At 42.7% G+C, this 19,220-nt stretch carries 22 protein-coding genes and 1 tRNA gene; 16 read left to right on the forward strand and 7 right to left on the reverse strand.

What is annotated here, in order from left to right; genetic code table 11:
• Positions 1-180: 180 nt before the first annotated feature.
• The 3 genes from ICV39_RS04190 to ICV39_RS04200 are packed head-to-tail and all read right to left on the reverse strand — an operon-like array spanning position 181 to position 2,008.
• Positions 181-477: a hypothetical protein gene (locus tag ICV39_RS04190; protein ID WP_215390617.1), complete on the reverse strand. Its 297-nt coding sequence runs from the start codon at positions 475-477 to the stop codon at positions 181-183.
• Positions 478-487: 10 nt separating this feature from the next.
• Entirely contained in the window at positions 488-1,159 is a 672-nt protein-coding gene (locus tag ICV39_RS04195) for an AAA family ATPase (protein WP_215390618.1), read from the reverse strand.
• Positions 1,160-1,213: 54 nt separating this feature from the next.
• Positions 1,214-2,008 carry a hypothetical protein gene (locus ICV39_RS04200; RefSeq protein WP_215390619.1) on the reverse strand — a complete coding sequence of 265 codons (795 nt, stop codon included), beginning with the start codon at positions 2,006-2,008 and terminating at the stop codon, positions 1,214-1,216.
• A 128-nt stretch (positions 2,009-2,136) separates the two neighbouring features.
• Here ICV39_RS04200 and ICV39_RS04205 point away from each other — a divergent pair, with 128 nt between their 5' ends.
• Positions 2,137-2,919, forward strand: coding sequence for a hypothetical protein (locus ICV39_RS04205; protein ID WP_215390620.1), 783 nt, complete (start codon positions 2,137-2,139; stop codon positions 2,917-2,919).
• Here the strand turns inward: ICV39_RS04205 and ICV39_RS04210 are convergent, their stop codons facing one another.
• Complete coding sequence (locus ICV39_RS04210; protein ID WP_215390621.1) at positions 2,920-3,486, reverse strand: site-specific integrase; 567 nt, start codon at positions 3,484-3,486, stop codon at positions 2,920-2,922.
• A 384-nt stretch (positions 3,487-3,870) separates the two neighbouring features.
• Here ICV39_RS04210 and ICV39_RS04215 point away from each other — a divergent pair, with 384 nt between their 5' ends.
• The 4 genes from ICV39_RS04215 (at position 3,871) to ICV39_RS04230 (ending at position 6,051) form a co-directional block, all read left to right on the forward strand.
• A complete protein-coding gene (locus ICV39_RS04215) occupies positions 3,871-4,308 on the forward strand; it encodes a hypothetical protein (protein WP_215390622.1) in 438 nt (145 codons plus the stop codon).
• Between the two features lie 675 nt (positions 4,309-4,983).
• Positions 4,984-5,421: a DUF6641 family protein gene (locus ICV39_RS04220; protein ID WP_215390623.1), complete on the forward strand. Its 438-nt coding sequence runs from the start codon at positions 4,984-4,986 to the stop codon at positions 5,419-5,421.
• A gap of 56 nt (positions 5,422-5,477) precedes the next feature.
• On the forward strand, positions 5,478-5,621 hold the full coding sequence (locus ICV39_RS04225) for a hypothetical protein (RefSeq protein ID WP_215390624.1): 144 nt from the start codon (positions 5,478-5,480) through the stop codon (positions 5,619-5,621).
• Between the two features lie 55 nt (positions 5,622-5,676).
• Positions 5,677-6,051: a hypothetical protein gene (locus tag ICV39_RS04230; protein WP_215390625.1), complete on the forward strand. Its 375-nt coding sequence runs from the start codon at positions 5,677-5,679 to the stop codon at positions 6,049-6,051.
• A 452-nt stretch (positions 6,052-6,503) separates the two neighbouring features.
• Here ICV39_RS04230 and ICV39_RS04235 read toward each other — a convergent pair whose 3' ends face one another.
• Positions 6,504-7,775 (reverse strand): phage integrase SAM-like domain-containing protein, encoded by a 1,272-nt coding sequence (locus tag ICV39_RS04235; protein ID WP_251372733.1) that lies wholly within the window; start codon positions 7,773-7,775, stop codon positions 6,504-6,506.
• Positions 7,776-7,949: 174 nt separating this feature from the next.
• On the opposite strand from ICV39_RS04235, the gene ICV39_RS04240 reads away from it, so the two are divergent.
• Together ICV39_RS04240 and ICV39_RS04245 are read left to right on the forward strand one after the other, a co-directional pair.
• Positions 7,950-8,249, forward strand: a complete 300-nt coding sequence (locus tag ICV39_RS04240) for a hypothetical protein (protein WP_215390626.1) — start codon at positions 7,950-7,952, stop codon at positions 8,247-8,249.
• 3 nt (positions 8,250-8,252) lie between these two features.
• On the forward strand, positions 8,253-10,058 hold the full coding sequence (locus ICV39_RS04245) for a zinc-ribbon domain-containing protein (RefSeq protein WP_215390627.1): 1,806 nt from the start codon (positions 8,253-8,255) through the stop codon (positions 10,056-10,058).
• 79 nt (positions 10,059-10,137) lie between these two features.
• Here ICV39_RS04245 and ICV39_RS04250 read toward each other — a convergent pair whose 3' ends face one another.
• Positions 10,138-10,380, reverse strand: a complete 243-nt coding sequence (locus ICV39_RS04250; RefSeq protein WP_215390628.1) for a hypothetical protein — start codon at positions 10,378-10,380, stop codon at positions 10,138-10,140.
• A gap of 511 nt (positions 10,381-10,891) precedes the next feature.
• Between ICV39_RS04250 and ICV39_RS04255 the strand changes: the two genes are divergently transcribed.
• The 9 genes from ICV39_RS04255 to ICV39_RS04295 all read left to right on the forward strand — a co-directional run bounded on the left by ICV39_RS04255 (position 10,892) and on the right by ICV39_RS04295 (position 18,635).
• Positions 10,892-10,968, forward strand: a tRNA-Met gene (locus tag ICV39_RS04255).
• A 59-nt stretch (positions 10,969-11,027) separates the two neighbouring features.
• Entirely contained in the window at positions 11,028-11,561 is a 534-nt protein-coding gene (locus ICV39_RS04260; RefSeq protein ID WP_215390629.1) for a DUF2878 domain-containing protein, read from the forward strand.
• A 119-nt stretch (positions 11,562-11,680) separates the two neighbouring features.
• On the forward strand, positions 11,681-12,772 hold the full coding sequence (gene recA, locus ICV39_RS04265; RefSeq protein ID WP_215390630.1) for a recombinase RecA: 1,092 nt from the start codon (positions 11,681-11,683) through the stop codon (positions 12,770-12,772).
• A gap of 16 nt (positions 12,773-12,788) precedes the next feature.
• Positions 12,789-13,301 carry a recombination regulator RecX gene (recX, locus tag ICV39_RS04270; protein ID WP_215390631.1) on the forward strand — a complete coding sequence of 171 codons (513 nt, stop codon included), beginning with the start codon at positions 12,789-12,791 and terminating at the stop codon, positions 13,299-13,301.
• Positions 13,302-13,487: 186 nt separating this feature from the next.
• On the forward strand, positions 13,488-14,657 hold the full coding sequence (gene sucC / locus ICV39_RS04275) for an ADP-forming succinate--CoA ligase subunit beta (protein WP_215390632.1): 1,170 nt from the start codon (positions 13,488-13,490) through the stop codon (positions 14,655-14,657).
• Between the two features lie 15 nt (positions 14,658-14,672).
• Entirely contained in the window at positions 14,673-15,566 is an 894-nt protein-coding gene (gene sucD, locus ICV39_RS04280) for a succinate--CoA ligase subunit alpha (protein ID WP_173956421.1), read from the forward strand.
• Positions 15,567-15,652: 86 nt separating this feature from the next.
• Positions 15,653-16,360 (forward strand): TerC family protein, encoded by a 708-nt coding sequence (locus tag ICV39_RS04285; RefSeq protein WP_215390633.1) that lies wholly within the window; start codon positions 15,653-15,655, stop codon positions 16,358-16,360.
• A gap of 153 nt (positions 16,361-16,513) precedes the next feature.
• A complete protein-coding gene (locus tag ICV39_RS04290; RefSeq protein WP_215390634.1) occupies positions 16,514-17,032 on the forward strand; it encodes a pilin in 519 nt (172 codons plus the stop codon).
• 241 nt (positions 17,033-17,273) lie between these two features.
• Positions 17,274-18,635 carry an autotransporter outer membrane beta-barrel domain-containing protein gene (locus ICV39_RS04295; protein ID WP_215390635.1) on the forward strand — a complete coding sequence of 454 codons (1,362 nt, stop codon included), beginning with the start codon at positions 17,274-17,276 and terminating at the stop codon, positions 18,633-18,635.
• Between the two features lie 100 nt (positions 18,636-18,735).
• Here the strand turns inward: ICV39_RS04295 and moaC are convergent, their stop codons facing one another.
• Positions 18,736-19,215 carry a cyclic pyranopterin monophosphate synthase MoaC gene (gene moaC / locus ICV39_RS04300; protein WP_215390636.1) on the reverse strand — a complete coding sequence of 160 codons (480 nt, stop codon included), beginning with the start codon at positions 19,213-19,215 and terminating at the stop codon, positions 18,736-18,738.
• Positions 19,216-19,220 lie beyond the last annotated feature (5 nt).

Raw genomic sequence — 19,220 nt, forward strand, 5'->3', positions numbered from 1 at the left:
CGCCCCGGGCCACCAAGAATCATCAATACCACCTTCGGGTGGTTTTTGATTTGGAGTCTCGGACTGGTAATAGATCGTGCTAATAATTTAATTAGACAACACAAGGATGCTGAGTTGATTTGAGTGAGTGTGTAACAAAGTGTCGTTTAAAACGACACTTTGTGCTTTATGCAATCAGCCTTATCCAAATTTAGAAATAACTTCTCCTGTGTAATTAGGCAAAATTTGTAATTGGGCATCGCTCAGATTGATGGAGCGAAACCCTTTTGCAAACTCCATATCGAACCATGCCAGCCTTGCCTTAGCGCAAAGCTTATTTCCCAAAATATGAAATGAGTCTCTTCCATTCGCAAGCTCTAATACTCCATCAATCTTTGACGATCGGTATGAAGCATTGCGAACGCGGATTGCGAAAACATTCGTAACTTGAGTATGTTCGGTTGCAATGGCGCCTTTGTGTGTATGCGGTGCTGGCATGGTTCTCTCCTTAGAAAGTTGGTTGAGACTGCTTGGTGCGGCGAGCTTGACGTGAAATATTATTGATAACATTTCGTAGCGAGCCGTTAGCGCCCTTAATTATTTGAATTAACTCTTCGTCGTTTAAAACGACTTCATGATCGGCTGTGATCTTATGGGCTAAAGGCAGATAAGCCTCTGGATCAGCAGCATTCATTTCGACTAGTACACAACGATCAAGCAGGCCTTTATCCAGCTTGGATACGCTATTGGTTGTTAAAACAAATACACCTCGAGTGGTATTAAGTGATGATTTAAGACTCTCTTGAGCTTGCTGTGTCAGCACATCCACTTCGTCAATAATGATGTAGTGCTTACCGCTAGCATTTAATGGTTGGGTCGCAAGAATCTTATCGATTGTTTGCGATACCTGTACACCATTAAGGCCTTGCCGGCATCCAATGTAGTACTCGGGGAGAGCTTGGGCTTGACCAGTAGTGCCTACTTCAATCGCATTTGGAAGAATGTTGGCCAGAGTTGTCTTCCCAGTTCCATAAGCCCCATATAAAAGTACACCGCTTTTTCCGCCAAACGGTAAAGGCTGGGCGCCACTTACAATATCCTCAATACGCAGACGTGACTCATTGCTTCCGTAAATTATGTCGGCAGTGGATGTGGGTTTGAATTGTCCTTCGTTATACATATTTTTTCCTTAGGATTAGTTGGTGGCAACCTGTAGCAGTTGCCACCAGGTTGATTAAGCCGCTACAGGCTTTCCATCCGCATCATTTGCGGCCTCAATTTCCTTCTTAGCTTTTGCCTCAATCTCTTTGGATTTGGCATAAGTTGCAAGTAATGCAGCATTAACAATGCCGTCTGAACGTAAAACGGTATAAATCCCATACTTGCCCTCTGGGGTTTGCTTTCCAAGTAACACAACTTTGTCGCCTGCGTACTCTGCGTCAGCTGTATGTGATAACAGGGCCGATTCAGCGTAACCAATAAATGAGCGGCCGTCTAAGATCGCACTCATTTCTTCAGCCTTAGCTTTTGGAGGAATAAAAGTTTTGCTCTGAGATAGGCGAATTTCTTGAACCCCACCTTTGGAGGCTATCCATGTAGGTAGATCCAAGATGCTTACATTTTGTTTTTTGGCTTCGCGAAGCACAATTGAATAGCTACTAACGCGGCGACGGTTATCCATTCCAAAGACTGCGCGAAGAACACGGGTCTCTAATGGCGCCTCTTTGTTATAGCGATAGCCACGCTCTTTATAGAAGTTGGCTAATGCAATTGCACGTTGCTTTGCTGCGGGCGCAGGGAGTTCGCCGCAGAATGCTTTGCATTCCTGTAAAACAGATCCAAGTTCCTCATTGCTTTTGCGAAATGAACCTTGCTCCCAGTGAATGCGAGCTGCTTCCATTGCATTTAGGGCTTCCACTGAGTAATGCAGAACAGTTTGCTTCTTAATTGCCTCTGGGTTGGCAGCATCATTTGCCGATGTGGCTGATGACACCTTTACTTCAATTGCTTCATTTAACAGTGCTTCCATGTTATTTCCTTTCGATGATTGATTTAAATAATTTGTTGTTTTAGTAACAACCTGATCATCGTAAGTCGAAATTTTTATGTGACATAATCAAAGTTAAATTCAAGCAATTAACTTGATAAGAAATTAATATGGAAAGAAATTACCTGGCAAAAATGCCACTTGTATTTCCGAAAGGCTTTAAATCAGCTCAAATAAGACTGCTCAAGCGCAGCCCTTATTACTGGTGGTGGCAATATCTTCGAAGAAATGAGGCCTACATAAAGTTTTGCGAAAAAGGCGGTAGAGGTAAGCTTAGAAAGCTTTACGAAGACTTTGGGGATGTTCGTGATCCAGATTTTGGGAGATGGTGGCTAACTTCAATGGATCGGCATAAGGATGGAGTTAAAAGAGGCGCCTATCTATTTAGAGAGACAACAACAGACTTTGATGTGATTAAGCTAAAAAATAAAAGTGATTGGTTACCAAATTGGAATGAAGATGTAATGATCGTTGCAATCAATATGAAGCAAACCAAGCGTGAAATAAAAAAACTTTTTAGTTGGCTATTGGAGGATGAGCATCCAGGTAAGCCAGGAAAACAACCCATGCGGGAAGCTGCTGCTAGCTCTACAGCAAGGTATAAGTTGCATAGAAACTTTAGCGTTGATAACTTGGAAAAAACTTTAGCTATTTACGATCTTTGCAAAGAGAACGAAAAGCTGCCTACAAAAGAGCAAAGGAGCTATTGGGAAATTGGAGAAAGCATTCGCTTAGTACCTTCAGCCATGCCACCAACAGACAAGAAGTATTTTTTGATGGATGAACCAAAAAAAAGACACAACACTATGACTATGGCTGTAAGTAGGTATTACAAGGCAGCAAAAATCATGATCGACAATACTGCATTGGGTGTTTTCCCCAAAAGCACATAATTAGACTAGTTCAACAGCCGCTTTCATCTGGTCTGGGCTAGAGTACAAATATCCAGCAGTGGTGCTGATGTTGCGATGGCCAGCCAATGACTTAAGAATATGTATGGCTGTACCTTTATTCGCCAATGAGGTTAAAAATGATCTTCTTCCCGAATGGGAGCTACATCCCTCAAGTCCAGCACGTCTGTAAAGAAAGTGAAAGTACTGCGTAAGCGTATTGGCTGAGAACCCGGCTCGTTTTTGGGTATAGAACAAAGGCTTGCTGGTGTCGGTAATGCGTATCCACTTAATGTATTGAGCAATCTCCTTTTGCATACGAGCATTGATATACACAGTTCTGGCGTATTTACCTTTAGTTTGTTCTGGCTTTAGACGGATTTCATCTTTAATCGTTCCACTGTCGTTTAAAACGTCGCAAATGCGTAGAGCGGCAACTTCTCCCACTCTCATTCCCGAGTAGTGCGTTAAAAGTAAGGCGCAGCGATTGCGGGCTGAATGCTTGCGTGTAGCGATGTGATCTAGGACCCTGCGTAATTCTGCTGCGTTAAGTGTTTTTGCTTGTGACATAAGTAGCTCCCAAAATGTAATAAATAAGCAACTACAGTATGTTTTCTTAGGTTTGGTTTGAGCAACCGAAATCTTCCTACAAAGATCTTTCCATTAATCAATGACTTAGCTCTAAATGTAATAGTTTCGTACTTCTATTACATTTCGTGGCTTAAATGCCACGGCTAAATCCTTCGTATAAGCACACATATTTACCCCTCAGCTACCCATGTATGCGAGCGAACTAGATCACAGCTTAAACGAATCATTTGATGTCCAAATGGGTCCTGTGCCCATTAAAAATAGAGCTGCGAAAAATTTATATGAAGTACTTACAGATTCAGGGTGGTGATTTTGCATCTATACCCTAGTGGGTATACTTGAAAAAATTATTAATGCACTTGTATGAAAAATATCAATCAGCTCATAGCTAAGTTAGAAAAAAACTTACACTATAACTTCAGAACGTTTCTAAGTATTGAAGGTGCACTTCCTGGACTGCGTAAAGCCTTAGAAATCAATGATGGGAACCATGCCGAGAGCAATAATCCGTTTATTAAAAAGTTCTTAGCAACAATGGTCTTTAATTTTGATCATCTAAATGATATTCAAGTTGTTCAGAATCAGAATGACGCTATTGAATTTCGATTGATATTTCAATTAAAAGATTCAGTTTTATTTTTTAATGTGACTGTAGATGCAGATCATTGCGAGGCATATATTACATATTCAGAAGATGCCAATAGTGGAAATTCTATTCATTTGGAAGATTTATCAGAGCAAGATCTAATCCTCTTTGAGGAATACATTGATTCATTTAATGTCATGCTAGGACTTAGGTAGTCTTACTTTGTGGGCGAACTGCTTTCGCCCTGTGTTTCGCTCTCGCTCACACTTTTCTTTCTTTTTGTTTTTTTACTTTTGTTAGATTCAACCTACACTGAGCCTTAAGCAACAGGCTCAGTTATAGAAAAGTTCTTTTGTTGAGTTCTTTACTACACCACTTATGGCACAACCAAATTGGTTAGGGCGGTTTCGCGATCTCCTTTTACGTGCGGTTGAAATGAAACGCAACATTTACAACAGCAGTAAGTGGCTACCGTTGTAATGTTTGCAAGTTGCTGTGTAAGGCAGGGCTTGCTCGTGACGCATAGTGTTAACTATCGTCTTGTGCTGATATGCATTCTTGTATCAATTAGCTAGCAAAACTAACGGCATCCATAGGAATGGGTAGTGATATCAAGTCTCTGCTACTGCCCAGAATTTCCATCCCCGCGATCACCAATGTCCAGGTTTAGGGCGACATAACAACTGAGTGTCGCAACTCTTTTATCAGTAGTAACTTAGTACAGGACGGTTATTTGCCTGTTACTAAAGTTATTTAGCAAAACCTAATAAAAGAAGAACAAATCTGGCTTAAATCCTTTGGTTCTGGCAGATATTGGCTAAAAGAGGTTGTCCAACCAAAACTTGTGACCATAAATTAAGTGTGCCCATTAACTACAAAGGAGAAATGCAATGAGCACATTAAACAGTTTGAAAATGGTTAATTCCAAAAAGCCAACTTCCATCCCGCCAATCTTGCAACGTAGAAATAAACTTTCTACAAAAGTTTGGGAGCAGATTCAGCTAGCGAAAGCAAATAAAGAAGGTGGCACATTTACTGTGAAAAAGTTCAAAACAGTAAAGGACGTAGATGGCGCTCGAAAAACTATTGAGCATCAAAAACGTGTACGCCAGTGGTGGTTTGTAGCTAGCGACGGCAAGGTTTGCTTAAACGTTCGCTATGGGAGCCGCGTGATTGAGTTTGCGAAGGGGAAAACAGCCGTAGAGGTTAACTCCGCAGATGAGCTCATCAAAGCCTTGGAGATCATTAAAGGTGCAGTAGAAGCAGGAGAGCTTGATAGTCAGATTGAGCAAGCCAGCGGCGCTGTACGTGCAGGGTTCGGCAAGTGAACAACCAAGTGCTAATACTCATCATAGTGTTAGCACTTTTCTTATGGATTGATTAAATGAAAACATTTGAAGCCTACGTACGAGCTAATGGCTACGTTGTCAAAACTAGGATCATGGCAAGTAGTTCGCAAGATGCATATTTTTTACTGATTGGGCAATATGGCGTGGATAACGTCGTGCATTTGCCTATGGAGGTCTAGCTGATTTACGCATTCTTTGACTCTCTCCCGCTAAATATAAGAAAAGGAGAGGGTCATGAAAATGTATGAGATTGCCAATGCAGAAGATCAGCTAGGTTTGCTGCGAATCATTATGAACAATACCTGGAGCGCAATTAGCCAGCAAGCCAGTAACCAGGCAAAACAAAAGGCGGCTGAAGCAAGTAAACCTAAAGCTAAAGCAACTAAGCCTCCAAGGCCAAGAGCAGTAAAGTTACTTCAAAGGGCTATCCCTGCTCCTGTAGCAAAACCAATGCAACCAGTACAGCAAAAAATCACTAAGCCAGTAGCTCAGTCCAAAACGATTGCACCATCACAGCCAAAGACTCAGCCCACGATTACTACTAGATCACCAGAAGAGTTAAAAATGTTTCAGGCTTATCTGAGAGGTGAGACGCCCAAACCGCTCTAATAAGTCAAAATCGCGGTTTGATCAGGTGAATATAGCTTTTATTGATTGACAGATTGTTTGGCTGACAGGCAATGCCTAGATCAATACCTTATTTTGATTCTTGGCATCCATTTAATAGCTAATCGTTTTGAATGTCTATGCACTTTGTGTTGCTTACGTAAACCAGAGCCAACATTTAAAACCCTAGTTAATTTAATTAATATGGAGCAACCTTCATTTCTCGCGATTACTTTATAGACAATCCGTGAATGACTATGTGGGCTATGAGTTTTATATTCAGCCACATATTCCAAGTAAGAAACCCTCAGAATATTTTCATTGCTTTGAGTAGCGCCTTGTAGACTCTGTTGAAATTTCTCCTGTGCTGATAACTTAGAGTCAACAGAGGTTGGCTTCAATTTCTTAGCTCTCATTGGCTACCTTCGTTATTGGTCGTTTTAAACGACACATACTTAACCCGCCAACTTTTCAGCCGCCAATGTAGCTGTGAGCTTGCTGTAAAAGCGTTCCAGCATTTGTACGGAAGTGCCCATTTGCTTAGCTAGCGTATGGATGTCCATGCCCCACTCAACTAAGCTAAATGTGGCGTAGGTGTGCCTGAAGCTATACATCGTGCGCTTATGCCCTGTAGTAGATAGCAACAATCCTGAATCTTTCATTAGCCACTTAAAGCTGCTCACAAAGTCATAAGGGCGCTCACCATTAGGATGTCGCCATAAAAACTCTTCACGCTTTTCTTCAAGCAATTGATCAAGAGTTAAGTGATCCCATTCTGTAAAGCGAGTTTTAAGCCGCTCTATTACTGGAACAGCTTCATGTCTTGCAATTAGCCAGCGAGCACCTGTTTTGCCATTCACCCATATGCGTAAGTACCTTACGCTCTTATCTGTATGCCACTCTAAATGGCGCCACTGAATATTGAATGCTTCTGTGCCGTGACGCATTCCTGTAGCCATCAATATTTCGATGTAATCCCGAAGCAATAGTCTGCCAAGATGCGCTTCTTGGGTTTTGCCACCTTGACTCCAGGTTTTTAAGAACTCCAGCAAGTAGTCAATTTCTTGTCTGGTAAAGGCTGGCCTTGGGGTGCTTTTCTCACCCTTAGTGCCTAGTCTTGGTACTGGGTGTTTATCGCTTAACCAGCCGCGCTTGATGGCCGAATCAAATACCCTGTTGTATGCAGAGAAGTGCGTCATCATCGTTGATCGCATGAGCTTGCGCTTCATCTTCTCTGCTCGCCACTGCTCATACTCGGCAATATCTTGGTGATTAATGCTGGTTAGGTGCTTCTTGCCAAAGAATGGGATGAGGTAGTTATCAATTACTGCGATGTAATCCACGTAGATCTTTTTACCTACGCCATTATCTAAATCTCCTTGTAGCTCGATTTTGGTTGATTCTGCTGCTGAATCAAAACGCTTATTAAGGGGTGGCAATCCCAGCTCTTCCATAAAGCGAGCTCTATCGTAAATATCGCCAGCTTTCTTTTTGGCGTATTCCAGATCTTCGTAGCCTGTGCTAACCCTATGCCACTTCTTGTCATAGAGCCTAAAGCGCATTTGCCACTGATTACTGCGCTCCCGCTTATAGAGGGTGATGTTGCCATCCCTCATATGGACTAGCTTGCCAGTAGCTAAGTTTTCTAGATATTTAAGCTGAGGTGATTTTTCAGAGGTAGAGGTGCTTTGAAAGAAAAGGGCAAGCACTTCTGTTTCTTTGGGCATGTTTCTCTGGCTGAAAAACATAGCTTAATTTCGGTGTGTAGGGTTGGGCAACCTAAAAATGTCGTTTCAAAAGACACATATAGCAGTCAATGGACGATTGCCCAATCAGGTCTAGACAGTTATCAATCCCATAACTAAACTAAAAGAATTTAGTGGATTGCCAATAGGGTCTATATGAAGAGAATTGCTGTGATTTTATTCTTTACGCCAGTAGTTGGTTTTGCTCAGGCAGTCTATGGTCCACAAGGTCAGTATCAAGGTTATACCCAAACATCCCCAAGTGGCGTAACCAATTTATATAACGCTCAAGGTCAAAATGTGCAGTCATTCCAAACGGATAATGGCCAAACTAGTTTTTATTCGCCTCAAGGCCAGTATCAAGGTACAACTACTGCGCCTATAACTATGCAACCAAACACAACTATTAATGCGCCAAGACAAGCTCCGCAAGCGCCCGTAGTTAAGGGGTGGTAATTTTTGGATTTGAGTGCCATTAAAAAATCGAATTCATTAGCTATTGCTGCGCCAGAGTTGCTAGCAGAGTGGGATTATGAAAAAAACACCATTTCCCCAGCTGATATAGCTGCAGGAAGCCATAAAAAAGTCTTTTGGAAGTGCGCTTGCGGTAATGGATGGTTGGCGGCGCCACATCAAAGAACAGTAGCTTCTAGAAAGAGGGATGGGAAATACTTAACTGGATGCAAAGAATGTGCTCGTGAACGCGGGGCGGAGCAGCTTAAAAAGACAAAATTAGCTAAAGGGGTTTTACTTTTTGACAAATATCCAGATTTATTAGGTGAATGGGATTATCAAAAAAATTTAATCTCACCAGATCAGGTTACTGAGCACAATAACAATAAATTTTGGTGGAAATGCCGCCTAAATCATTCTTGGCAAGCAACGGCAAGTAATCGTGGGCATAACGCTAGCCGATGCCCTGATTGCAACCCTGCTACATCTCGAGCTGAGATTTATCTGTACTCAGAATGCAAGTCTGTCTTTCCCAATGTTTTATGGCGATCGAAAATTGATGGCAAGGAGGTTGATATCTACCTGCCTGATCATAAGATTGCTATTGAGTTTGATGGAGAATTTTGGCACAGAGAAAAGACTGTAAAAGATCAGCTTAAGTCAGATACATTACATGCCGCCGGAATTAAATTGATCAGAATTAGATCTGCCAAGAATATGCCAGCAGGAGGTATTGATGTAGTTTACCCAGAAGAAGCGAGGATGAATTATCAAGAGATTGCAAATGCAATGTTTGATGAATTGGCAATATTGGTACCTCTTACAGAAGTAAAGGAGTATGCGAAAAACAGGCTGCAGCTATCAAAAAATCTCTATAACGAAATAGTTTCTAATTTGCCCGCTCCTCCCTATGAATTGTCTTTGGCGGCTCAATTTCCTGAGGTCGTAAAACAATGGGATGTCGAGAAAAATCTCCCGTTAACTCCTGAGTTATTTACAAAAGCCTCTGGATTTAAGATGTGGTGGAAATGTCCTCAAGGACACTCATATCAAGCGACTATCAAAAATAAAGTAAGTAACGATAGCGGATGCCCAGATTGCTATAGGGCATTGCAGGCGGAACACGGAAGAATAAAAAAGATTGATGGGGTTTTTATTCCAGTGCCTAAAAAGCTGGTAGAACCAAGGATATCAAAAGAGAAACGCCCAAATGCAAGAAAATTAAATGCTGCACAGTATGAAGAGAAGGTTAGAAAATTTAATCCAACCCTTGTAGTTCGCGGGACTTATATTAATAGCGATCAACCTATTGATATTAAATGTATGGCTTGCGGCAACGAGTGGAGTCCGATAGCCGGATCAATTATTAATAAAGGCGCTCAAGGCTGTCCTAAATGTGCAAGAGGACGCATAGCACTCGCAAATTCAAAGGGCCCAGAAGAGTTTGCGAAAGAGCTAGCTTTAAAAAATACCAAAGTAAAGCAAATTGGTGCTTATGTTGGCAATAAGCAGAAACTTGAGGTTGAATGTCTGAAATGCGGCAAACATTGGCTCGCAATAGCCGGTGATTTATTGGCTGGACATGCTTGTATGTCTTGCTATGGCAAAGCTAAGAAGACAAACGAACAATTCATTGATGATTTAAGTAAGGTTAATTTAATGCTAGAGGTTATCGGAAAATATGAAACCTCAAAAACTCCAATAGAGATTCGATGCAAAGTCTGCTCTCATGTTTGGAGTACGAAACCTAATTACCTATTATCGGGATCTGGATGCCCGGTATGCGCTAGAAATAAGAAGTTAAGTAAATGACCTAGTGATTGCTTCTGCATTTTTCGATGCTTTTATGAAGTTCTATAAATATGTCGCTGCAGAACAAATTCACCAGTAACTAGTCATGAGCTAGATCAACTTGCATTCTGTAGATAGAAACTATTCTTCCAATTGCGCCCATATATCCATTGCCACCTCTAATTGAAGATATGTTCCAGTTGCAGCCTAGTTCGTCTATCTCATGCCAATAAGGGAGAGGAACAATAACGGTGGCATTATCCTCGCGAATTTCTTGTATGTTGTTTACTTGCTGCTGGAGTTCAGTTTGAATTTGATCGGCAGCTAGAGTTGGTTTGGCCATGAATTGTTTCGCATTTCATATTTTTTAAAAGAATGCTGCGGTAGGCGGAAACGGAAGCTGCCTCAATATCAACTTCTACTTCATAGTCTCCACCTAAGTGGTATGAAGGTTGGCAGGCTTAACTAACAACTTCCCGCATTACACCTTTCGGCTCCAGCAGTGACTGCCACCATAAGCTGGAAGTCGCTCGCTTTTTCACAAAGCGCCAACTTTTTGCGTTGTTTCCTTTTAACCCCTTTTAGTTAAGCTACCACGCTGGCAGGCGTGTATTGAGATGGGGCTAACAAAAATTGTGTCATAAACACTCCTAAAATTAGCCCTAAATGGGCCATCTCATTCTAGCTATCCTTGTTACTAGATTTCAAGGGAAAAACCGTCGTTTAAAACGACAAACTTTGTGTTCCTGGTGTGTGCCGTTGATTTACCGTGAAAACACCATTTTTTAAGGGAAGAAGAATCTAGAGGGCTCCAAATAGCTCTTTGGGCTAAATTACGCTAAAATAGCGAGTTCGGCGAATTAGCTCAGTTGGTTAGAGCGACGGAATCATAATCCGCAGGTCCGGGGTTCAAATCCCTGATTCGCCACCAAATCCAAAGGCCATTGCGAATGCAGTGGCCTTTTTCTTTGACTGTCTTAGTATTGGTCTATGGCTAAATTTTGGAACTTTGTCTTTTTTCAGCTTGGCTGGTTCGCTTGTATCTTGGGCGCAGCAAATCAACAGGTTATGTTGGCCGTCCTTCTCACTCTAGCCTACATCGCTTTTCATATCTGGTATCTAGATGAACCTGGGCAATCTCTGCGTCTTTTAAGTAAGGCATTGGTTTACGGGATTGTGGCTGACAGCGTCTTGGTGCAGCTTGGTTATTTGAATTTTCAGGATTCTTGGCCCACGAGCCATCTTTCTCCCGTATGGATGTGGGTTCTATGGGTGCTGGTAGCTACCACTATTAATGGCTCACTCTCTTGGTTACGGGGTAGGCCTATATTAGGGGCTATTTTGGGCAGCATTTGCGGCCCAATGTCATATGAGGCTGGCATCCGCATGGGGGCTGGATCTTGGGGTTCTGGTAACCAAACGGTCGGCCTAGTACTGGTCGGAGTAGTCTGGGCAATAGCTATTCCACTCTTTTTCTATTGGGATCGAACCCCAATTGAGCATGGATTAGTGGGAAATCCGTAAATTCTTTAAAAAAGTCGCTTGCAAAGGATACTGTTTTTATATACAGTAACCCCTAAGTTGTTGGAAAGTAGATAAAACTTCGGGAAATAGCCCAATACAAAGCGAAAAAGGAATAAAAAATGGCCTTGGATGATAAAAGAAAGTCAGCCTCTTCAGAGTTTGAAGGCATGAGTGGAGACAAGCAAAAGGCGTTAACAGCAGCTTTAGCGCAAATTGAGAAGCAGTTTGGTAAAGGCTCAATCATGAGATTGGGCGACGCTGAAATTAGTCAAGATATTCAGGTGGTATCCAGCGGTTCATTAGGTTTAGATATTGCGCTCGGCGTTGGTGGCCTTGCACGTGGTCGCGTAATTGAAATTTACGGCCCTGAGTCATCCGGTAAAACCACTTTGACTTTGCATGCAATCGCAGAAATGCAAAAGCTGGGTGGTACTTGCGCATTTATTGACGCTGAACATGCATTGGATGTTCAATACGCCGGAAAGTTAGGTGTTGATGTAAACAATCTGTTGATTTCTCAACCCGATACTGGTGAGCAGGCTTTGGAAATTGCAGACGCATTAGTCCGTTCTGGTTCGATTGATTTAATCGTAGTTGACTCAGTTGCTGCATTGGTTCCAAAGGCTGAGATTGAAGGCGATATGGGCGATTCATTGCCAGGTTTGCAAGCGCGTTTGATGAGTCAAGCACTGCGCAAATTAACTGGCGCAATTAAGCGCACCAACACAACAGTCATCTTCATTAACCAGATTCGTATGAAGATTGGTGTGATGTTCGGTTCTCCAGAAACAACTACTGGCGGTAACGCTTTGAAGTTCTATGCCTCTATGCGTTTAGATATCCGTCGTATCGGAAGCATCAAGAAGGGCGATGAAGTTGTTGGTAATGAAACCCGTGTGAAAGTTGTAAAGAATAAGGTTTCTCCGCCTTTCCGCGAAGCCATTTTTGACATCATGTATGGCGCTGGTATCTCAAGAGAAGGCGAGATTATTGATATGGGTGTTGAAGCCGATATCGTTGAAAAATCAGGCTCTTGGTATAGCTATAACGGCGACCGCATCGGTCAAGGTAAAGACAATGTGCGTGAATTCTTGAAAGAGAATCCAGAAATCGCTAAAGACATCGAAGCAAAAATCCGCGAGAAATTAGGTGTTAAAGCTGGATCTGCTGTAGTGACAGATGTTCTAAGCGAGGAAGAGGAAGTCGAATAATTAAGTTAATGATTCAATGACAGAAGTCAGTAACAAAAAGCATAAACAAAGCCCGAGTCTCAAAGCTCGGGCTTTGCGTCTTTTGTCCTTACGAGAATACAGTCGCAAAAGTTTGGCGGCAAAGCTTGTTGAATCTGAGGCACGTTGGGCAAAGTTGACTGAAGCGGAATCAACTTCAGAAGCAAGCGCTTTGAGCATTGAGGCAGTTCTTGATGATTTTGAGGCTCGAGGTTGGTTATCAGATGAGCGTTTTGCGGAAGCGCTGGTTCGGCGTCGCAGCGAACGTTATGGCGCTCGCAAAATTCAGGAAGACCTCCAAAGAGCAGGTGTAGATACCCAACAGTCAGCCAAACTCCTGGCAGATTTGAGGGAGACTGAGTTTGAGCGAGCGTATGAGCTTTGGTCAAAAAAATATGGGGTAAAAGCTCAAGACCAGAAGGAGCGTGCAAGGCAATATCGCTTCTTGGCCAGCAAGGGATTTGGCCTAGATGTGGTTGCAAAGATTATTGGTGGCCAGACCCCCGATTAGGGCAATTACGGATCCGAAAACCCTATTTGCGGCATTGCAACATGATAGACTTAGAGAGTCGGTCAAGCCGTTCGCATTTATTCAAAAATTGGCTAATTTAGCTATTCCTGAGTAAGTATGGGATTTTGGCGACATTGTTTTTAAATCCTCATCACTTGCTAAAAAAGATACCGTTTCGGAGTAATTATGAAAATTCACGAGTACCAAGGCAAAGAACTTCTGCGCCAATTTAATGTGCCTGTTCCAAACGGCATTCCTGCGTTTAGTGTTGATGAGGCGGTAAAAGCCGCAGAAAAACTAGGTGGCCCTGTATGGGTTGTGAAGGCACAGATTCATGCTGGTGGACGCGGTAAGGGTGGTGGCGTGAAGTTGGCTAAGAGCATGGATGAAGTGAAGAAATACGCTTCTGAAATCTTGGGTATGCAACTTAAGACACACCAAACTGGCCCAGAAGGTCAAAAAGTAAATCGTCTTTTGATCGAAGATGGGGCAGATATTAAAAAAGAGTATTACTTCAGTATCGTTACAGACCGTGCGACACAAAAGAATGTGATCATGGCTTCTAGCGAAGGCGGCATGGATATTGAGGAAGTGGCTGAGTCACATCCAGAAAAAATTATTAAAGTGTTTATTGATCCATTGGTCGGGTTGACTGATGCAGATTGCGACATTGTGGCAAAAGGAATTGGTGTTCCTGAGGCCTCTATTCCAATGGCACGCGATGTGTTCAAGAATTTGTACAAGACCTATTGGGATACCGATGCATCTTTAGTAGAGATCAACCCATTGATCCTTGAAGGCAATGGCAAGATCAAGGCTTTGGATGCTAAGTTCAACTTCGATCCAAATGCATTGTTCCGTCATCCAGAAATTGTGGCATATCGCGATATTGATGAAGAAGATGCTGCGGAAATTGAAGCGTCTAAATTTGATCTTGCTTACATCTCCTTAGATGGAAATATTGGTTGCTTAGTGAATGGTGCAGGTTTAGCGATGGCAACGATGGATACCATTAAGTTATTTGGTGGTGAGCCAGCAAACTTCTTGGACGTTGGTGGCGGCGCTACTGCAGAGAAGGTAACTGAAGCATTCAAAATCATGTTGAAAAACAAGAGCGTTGAAGCCATTTTGGTCAACATCTTTGGTGGAATCATGCGTTGTGATGTGATTGCTGATGGTGTTGTTACAGCATGTAAAGCGGTAAACCTCACAGTACCTTTGGTGGTCCGCATGAAGGGTACAAACGAAGAGCTCGGCAAGAAGATTCTTGCTGATTCAGGTTTGCCAATTATTAGTGCCGACTCAATGGCCGAAGCTGCTACTAAGGTAGTTGCTGCTGTTGCTAAAAACAAATAATCCAGGAATTTCAATATGTCTATTTTGATTAATAAAAACACCAAAGTCATTACACAAGGTATTACTGGTAAGACCGGTCAGTTTCATACTGAAAAATGTCAGGAATACGCAAACGGTAAAAACTGTTTTGTTGCTGGCGTGAATCCGAAAAAAGCTGGCGAATCTATTTTTGATATTCCAATTTATGCAACAGTAAAAGAAGCTGCTCAGCAAACAGGGGCAACAACCTCAGTTATTTATGTTCCGCCTCCTGGTGCAGCTGCTGCGATTTGGGAAGCCGTTGATGCTGACCTTGATTTTGTTATCTGCATTACAGAAGGCATTCCAGTGCGCGACATGCTTGAAGTACGCAACAAGATGAAGGCTAAAGAAGCAAAGGGCGGCAAAAAGACTTTATTGCTTGGTCCTAACTGCCCAGGAATTATTACTCCTGATGAAATCAAAATCGGTATCATGCCTGGCCATATTCACAAGAAGGGCCGCATTGGTGTTGTAAGCCGTTCTGGTACTTTGACATACGAAGCCGTAGGTCAATTAACTGCAATTGGCTTAGGTCAATCTACAGCCGTTGGTATTGGTGGTGATCCAATCAATGGTCTTAAGCATATTGATGTGATGCGTATGTTCAACGAAGATCCAGAGACTGATGCTGTCATCATGATCGGTGAAATCGGTGGTCCAGATGAAGCTGAAGCAGCGCGCTGGTGTAAAGAAAACATGAAGAAGCCTGTAGTTGGCTTCATTGCTGGTGTTACTGCTCCTCCAGGCAAACGTATGGGTCATGCAGGCGCATTGATTTCTGGTGGTGCAGATACCGCTGATGCCAAGCTCGCTGTAATGGAAGAGTGTGGCTTCAAGGTAACTAAGAACCCATCCGAGATGGCTGCGCTATTGAAGGCAATGTTGTAATTAGAAAAGGGCGCTGCAAAAACGGCGCCCTTTTTGTAGTATTCGAAGTGTTGTAAATAAAAAGATAAATACAGTAGGGAGACGCAATGGATTTTTCAGCATTTTCAGGCCCAGCGTTTTGGGCTGCACTTCTATCAATCATTGTTGCCAATATCTTGTTATCAGGAGATAACGCGGTAGTGATCGCTTTGGCATCTCGTAACTTGCCCGTCCATCAGCAAAAGAAAGCGATTTTTTGGGGTAGCGCCGCTGCGATTATTTTGCGCGTTGTGTTAACTGTGACCGCAGTCCAGTTATTAACCTTACCCTATCTAAAGATTATCGGCGCGATTCTATTGGTGTATATCGGGGTTCAATTATTAGCTGATAGTGACGATGAAGGAGAGATGGAGGGTAGTTCCAATATCTGGGGAGCTATTCGTACCATTCTGGTTGCTGATTTGGTAATGAGTTTAGATAACGTGCTTGCTGTTGCTGCCGCTGCACAAAAAGGGCCAGAAGAAACTCGGTTGGCTTTGCTCATCATTGGCCTTGGTTTATCTATTCCTTTGATTATTTTTGGCAGCACAATGTTATTAAAAGTAATGGATCGCTTTCCGATCATTATTACTTTAGGTGCTGGCTTATTGGGCCTTTTGGCGGGCGGTATGTTAGTGGAAGATCCTGCAATTAAAGAGTCAATGCAGGCTGCATTCGAGGATGCCCATATGATTTTTGAGGGCATTGGTGTGGCGATTGTTATTCTGCTAGGCTCATACTTGAAGAAAAAAAATGCCAGTAAAGAGGCTAAATAAGGCGCTAAAAAAGCGCTAAACAAAGCGTAATTTATTTCTGAGTAAAAAATCAAAATTAGCCGGCTTCTATAGCCGGCTTTTTTATTTTCTTTTACCTTGTTCAAAGGAGGTATAGACTGGAATATGAGGTATTTGACCTCAGGAGTAGAAGATATGAAAACAAGTCCTCAAGCAATTCAAGAAGTAAAAGATCAACGCGAAGCTGGATTTACGTTGATTGAAGTGATGGTTGTGGTGGCCATTATTGGCATCTTGGTAGCGGTAGCGGTGCCGCAATATCAAGACTATATTGCTCGAACTCGTGTCGTAGAGGGAATGAATCTATCGTCAAGCGCCAAGCTCGCTGTAACAGAAGCATTTGCTAGTCGCGGCACTGTTCCAATGGATGAAGCTACTCATGGCTCATTTACATTTACGCCCACTCGCAGCGTAAAGTTAATTGAAATTACTCCATCAGGGGCTATTGCAATTGACTACCAGGTTAGCGTTGCGCCAGAGGGTAAAAATACCTTGCATCTGGTGCCCACCAATGAGCCGGATGCGAATTCACCGAAACCAATTGATTTATCTATGCCAGAAGGTGCAACTTGGGCTGGTGGCTGGTCTTGTAGATCTACTCAAACCAATTTAATTCCGCAGCTATTGCCTTCTGAGTGCAGAATCAGTAAGTAAGTCTTAAGAGTGTATGAGCCACTAGTTAAGTGGTTCATACCTATGACTTGATTAGGCTTTCCGTTCAGTAGGTCGCCACCAACCTAAAGTTATTTCTCTGCGTCTAACACGTTGTTTTATTGGGAATTAATGGCACTTTATATAAGTAAAACCTTGCTCTTAAAGCACGTTTTTGGAATAATCTTGCTTGCCAAAAATTACCTTAAACGCCGTTAAATGACGGCATTTCTTAATAAAAACAATGAAATTATTCAATCTAAAAAAAGTGGCAGTTACTTCAGTATTCGTTGCTGGAGGATTTATGTCAGTTGGCGTGCATGCTCAATCTTCCACTACAGCGACAGTTGGAGGTACCACTTACACAGTAACCTTGTCCCCGCTAGAGACTTGGCCTACTGCTGTAAGCAATGGAGCACAATTAGTTTCAAGCCTTTCTTTGGCTAGAAGTTTGGCTGCAGCCTTGCCAACTTGGAATCCAGCAGTTAACACAATTGGTGGCAGCCATGTAGGACCATATTTTGCATACCTAAATAGTGGTGGTGCTTCTACTGTTGCATATTGGGACAGCAGTTTTAGTATGGCTATTGGTAACTATGGCGTTAATGATTCAAGCTCTGCATATTGGGCGCTTGTGACTCTTGGTGCTGGCGGCCCATCTGTTGCCAACACGCAGACTTCTCTTGTAAATACAGCCTCATCGCTACAAAGTATCTACACGCTCCAGAACTCAGTATTAGCCAATAGCTTTAGCTATGACTGTGCGGACTTTGGTGCAAATGGTGTTTGCGTATCAGCTGGCGGTCGTAATACTGCTGTGTCAGCTGCTAATGGTTTGAATAACACCAGCGGCTTATTGATTGGTGGATATCGTATTGATAACAACTATCGTATTGGCGCTTACATAGACCAGAATTTATCTGTAAATAATGCTGGCTCTACAGTTAACTTGGGCAACAACACACCATTGATTGGTCTGTTTGGTGCTTGGAATGAAAAACAAGATGGCACTGGTACTGAAGTTAAGGTATCTGCTGCTTATGGTCAAAAGAACACAACCATTACACGCCAAGTAGTTGGCGCAGGTTCAACAGCCTCGGAAGCTGGTTCTGGTAGCTCACAACTCAACAGTCAAGGTGCTCAAGCAGTTGCTAAATATGGTTTTGGTGTTGCTAAAGATGTCATTGTGTCTCCATATGCTGGTATTCGTTATACACAGAACAATATGGGTGGCTATACGGAAAGCGCAACTAGCGCTGTAACTGCGCCATTAACTTACTCAGCTCTTAATACCAACGCTACTACTGTATTGGCTGGTGTAGGTGCCTCATACAAGTTTGTTCCACAAGCGGCTGTATTTGCAAGTGCTGGCATAGAGAGCGATACAAATACAGCTAATGGCTCACTCAGTGCCACTGGCGTATCTGGTTTAACCCCAGTGAATTTCAACTCTAATCCAGTGAAAACAAGAGCAACAGCTACTGTTGGTACTTACTATGATGTTGAGAAGAATCAACGCATCGGTGTAACTGGTATTTACCGTCAAGAGCCATACCAGGCTGTTTCTACGACTACTGTGATGGCAACTTATACAGTCGGTTTGTAATCAAAGCTGCTTAGTAAAGAAAGACCGCCTTTGGGCGGTCTTTTTATTGGGTGTCTTCGTGCGTACTTAGATATGCTTTCCGTATTAATCGGGCCATTGTTTACTCGGTCGCTTTCCACTCACCAGACTTGCCACCACTCTTCTCAAGCAGCTTGATATCACCCATCATCATGCCTCTATCGACTGCTTTGCACATATCGTAGATTGTGAGTAAGGCTACTTGGACCGCGGTGAGGGCTTCCATTTCAACACCAGTTGGTCCAGTTGTTTCTGTTCTAACTTGGCAGCTAATGCTATTGGTTTTTGGTTCAAGCTGAAACTCTAGGCTGACATGGGTTAATGCCAGCGGGTGGCAAAGCGGAATTAAATCCGGGGTTTTCTTGGAGCCTTGTATACCTGCAATCCTGGCGATTCCAAGCACATCACCTTTTTTGTGGGTGCCACCCTCTACCATTTTGAAGGTCTCTGGAAGCATTGTAATCTTGCCGGTCGCAATGGCAATACGATGGGTATGGGGCTTATCTCCTACATTTACCATATGGGCTTGGCCACTGGCATCAAAATGAGTTAGTTTGTTCATGGGAT

The sequence above is a fragment of the Polynucleobacter sp. MWH-UH25E genome, assembly GCF_018687095.1.
In the GTDB taxonomy this organism is placed as follows: Bacteria; Pseudomonadota; Gammaproteobacteria; order Burkholderiales; family Burkholderiaceae; genus Polynucleobacter.

Bases quoted from the DNA above. Each gene is read 5' to 3' on its own strand.
- ICV39_RS04190 (WP_215390617.1), bottom strand. From the start codon at position 477: ATGCCAGCACCGCATACACACAAAGGCGCCATTGCAACCGAACATACT.
- ICV39_RS04195 (WP_215390618.1), bottom strand. From the start codon at position 1,159: ATGTATAACGAAGGACAATTCAAACCCACATCCACTGCCGACATAATT.
- ICV39_RS04200 (WP_215390619.1), bottom strand. From the start codon at position 2,008: ATGGAAGCACTGTTAAATGAAGCAATTGAAGTAAAGGTGTCATCAGCC.
- ICV39_RS04205 (WP_215390620.1), top strand. From the start codon at position 2,137: ATGGAAAGAAATTACCTGGCAAAAATGCCACTTGTATTTCCGAAAGGC.
- ICV39_RS04210 (WP_215390621.1), bottom strand. From the start codon at position 3,486: ATGTCACAAGCAAAAACACTTAACGCAGCAGAATTACGCAGGGTCCTA.
- ICV39_RS04215 (WP_215390622.1), top strand. From the start codon at position 3,871: ATGAAAAATATCAATCAGCTCATAGCTAAGTTAGAAAAAAACTTACAC.
- ICV39_RS04220 (WP_215390623.1), top strand. From the start codon at position 4,984: ATGAGCACATTAAACAGTTTGAAAATGGTTAATTCCAAAAAGCCAACT.
- ICV39_RS04225 (WP_215390624.1), top strand. From the start codon at position 5,478: ATGAAAACATTTGAAGCCTACGTACGAGCTAATGGCTACGTTGTCAAA.
- ICV39_RS04230 (WP_215390625.1), top strand. From the start codon at position 5,677: ATGAAAATGTATGAGATTGCCAATGCAGAAGATCAGCTAGGTTTGCTG.
- ICV39_RS04235 (WP_251372733.1), bottom strand. From the start codon at position 7,775: ATGCCCAAAGAAACAGAAGTGCTTGCCCTTTTCTTTCAAAGCACCTCT.
- ICV39_RS04240 (WP_215390626.1), top strand. From the start codon at position 7,950: ATGAAGAGAATTGCTGTGATTTTATTCTTTACGCCAGTAGTTGGTTTT.
- ICV39_RS04250 (WP_215390628.1), bottom strand. From the start codon at position 10,380: ATGGCCAAACCAACTCTAGCTGCCGATCAAATTCAAACTGAACTCCAG.
- ICV39_RS04260 (WP_215390629.1), top strand. From the start codon at position 11,028: ATGGCTAAATTTTGGAACTTTGTCTTTTTTCAGCTTGGCTGGTTCGCT.
- recA (WP_215390630.1), top strand. From the start codon at position 11,681: ATGGCCTTGGATGATAAAAGAAAGTCAGCCTCTTCAGAGTTTGAAGGC.
- recX (WP_215390631.1), top strand. From the start codon at position 12,789: ATGACAGAAGTCAGTAACAAAAAGCATAAACAAAGCCCGAGTCTCAAA.
- sucC (WP_215390632.1), top strand. From the start codon at position 13,488: ATGAAAATTCACGAGTACCAAGGCAAAGAACTTCTGCGCCAATTTAAT.
- sucD (WP_173956421.1), top strand. From the start codon at position 14,673: ATGTCTATTTTGATTAATAAAAACACCAAAGTCATTACACAAGGTATT.
- ICV39_RS04285 (WP_215390633.1), top strand. From the start codon at position 15,653: ATGGATTTTTCAGCATTTTCAGGCCCAGCGTTTTGGGCTGCACTTCTA.
- ICV39_RS04290 (WP_215390634.1), top strand. From the start codon at position 16,514: ATGAAAACAAGTCCTCAAGCAATTCAAGAAGTAAAAGATCAACGCGAA.
- ICV39_RS04295 (WP_215390635.1), top strand. From the start codon at position 17,274: ATGAAATTATTCAATCTAAAAAAAGTGGCAGTTACTTCAGTATTCGTT.
- moaC (WP_215390636.1), bottom strand. From the start codon at position 19,215: ATGAACAAACTAACTCATTTTGATGCCAGTGGCCAAGCCCATATGGTA.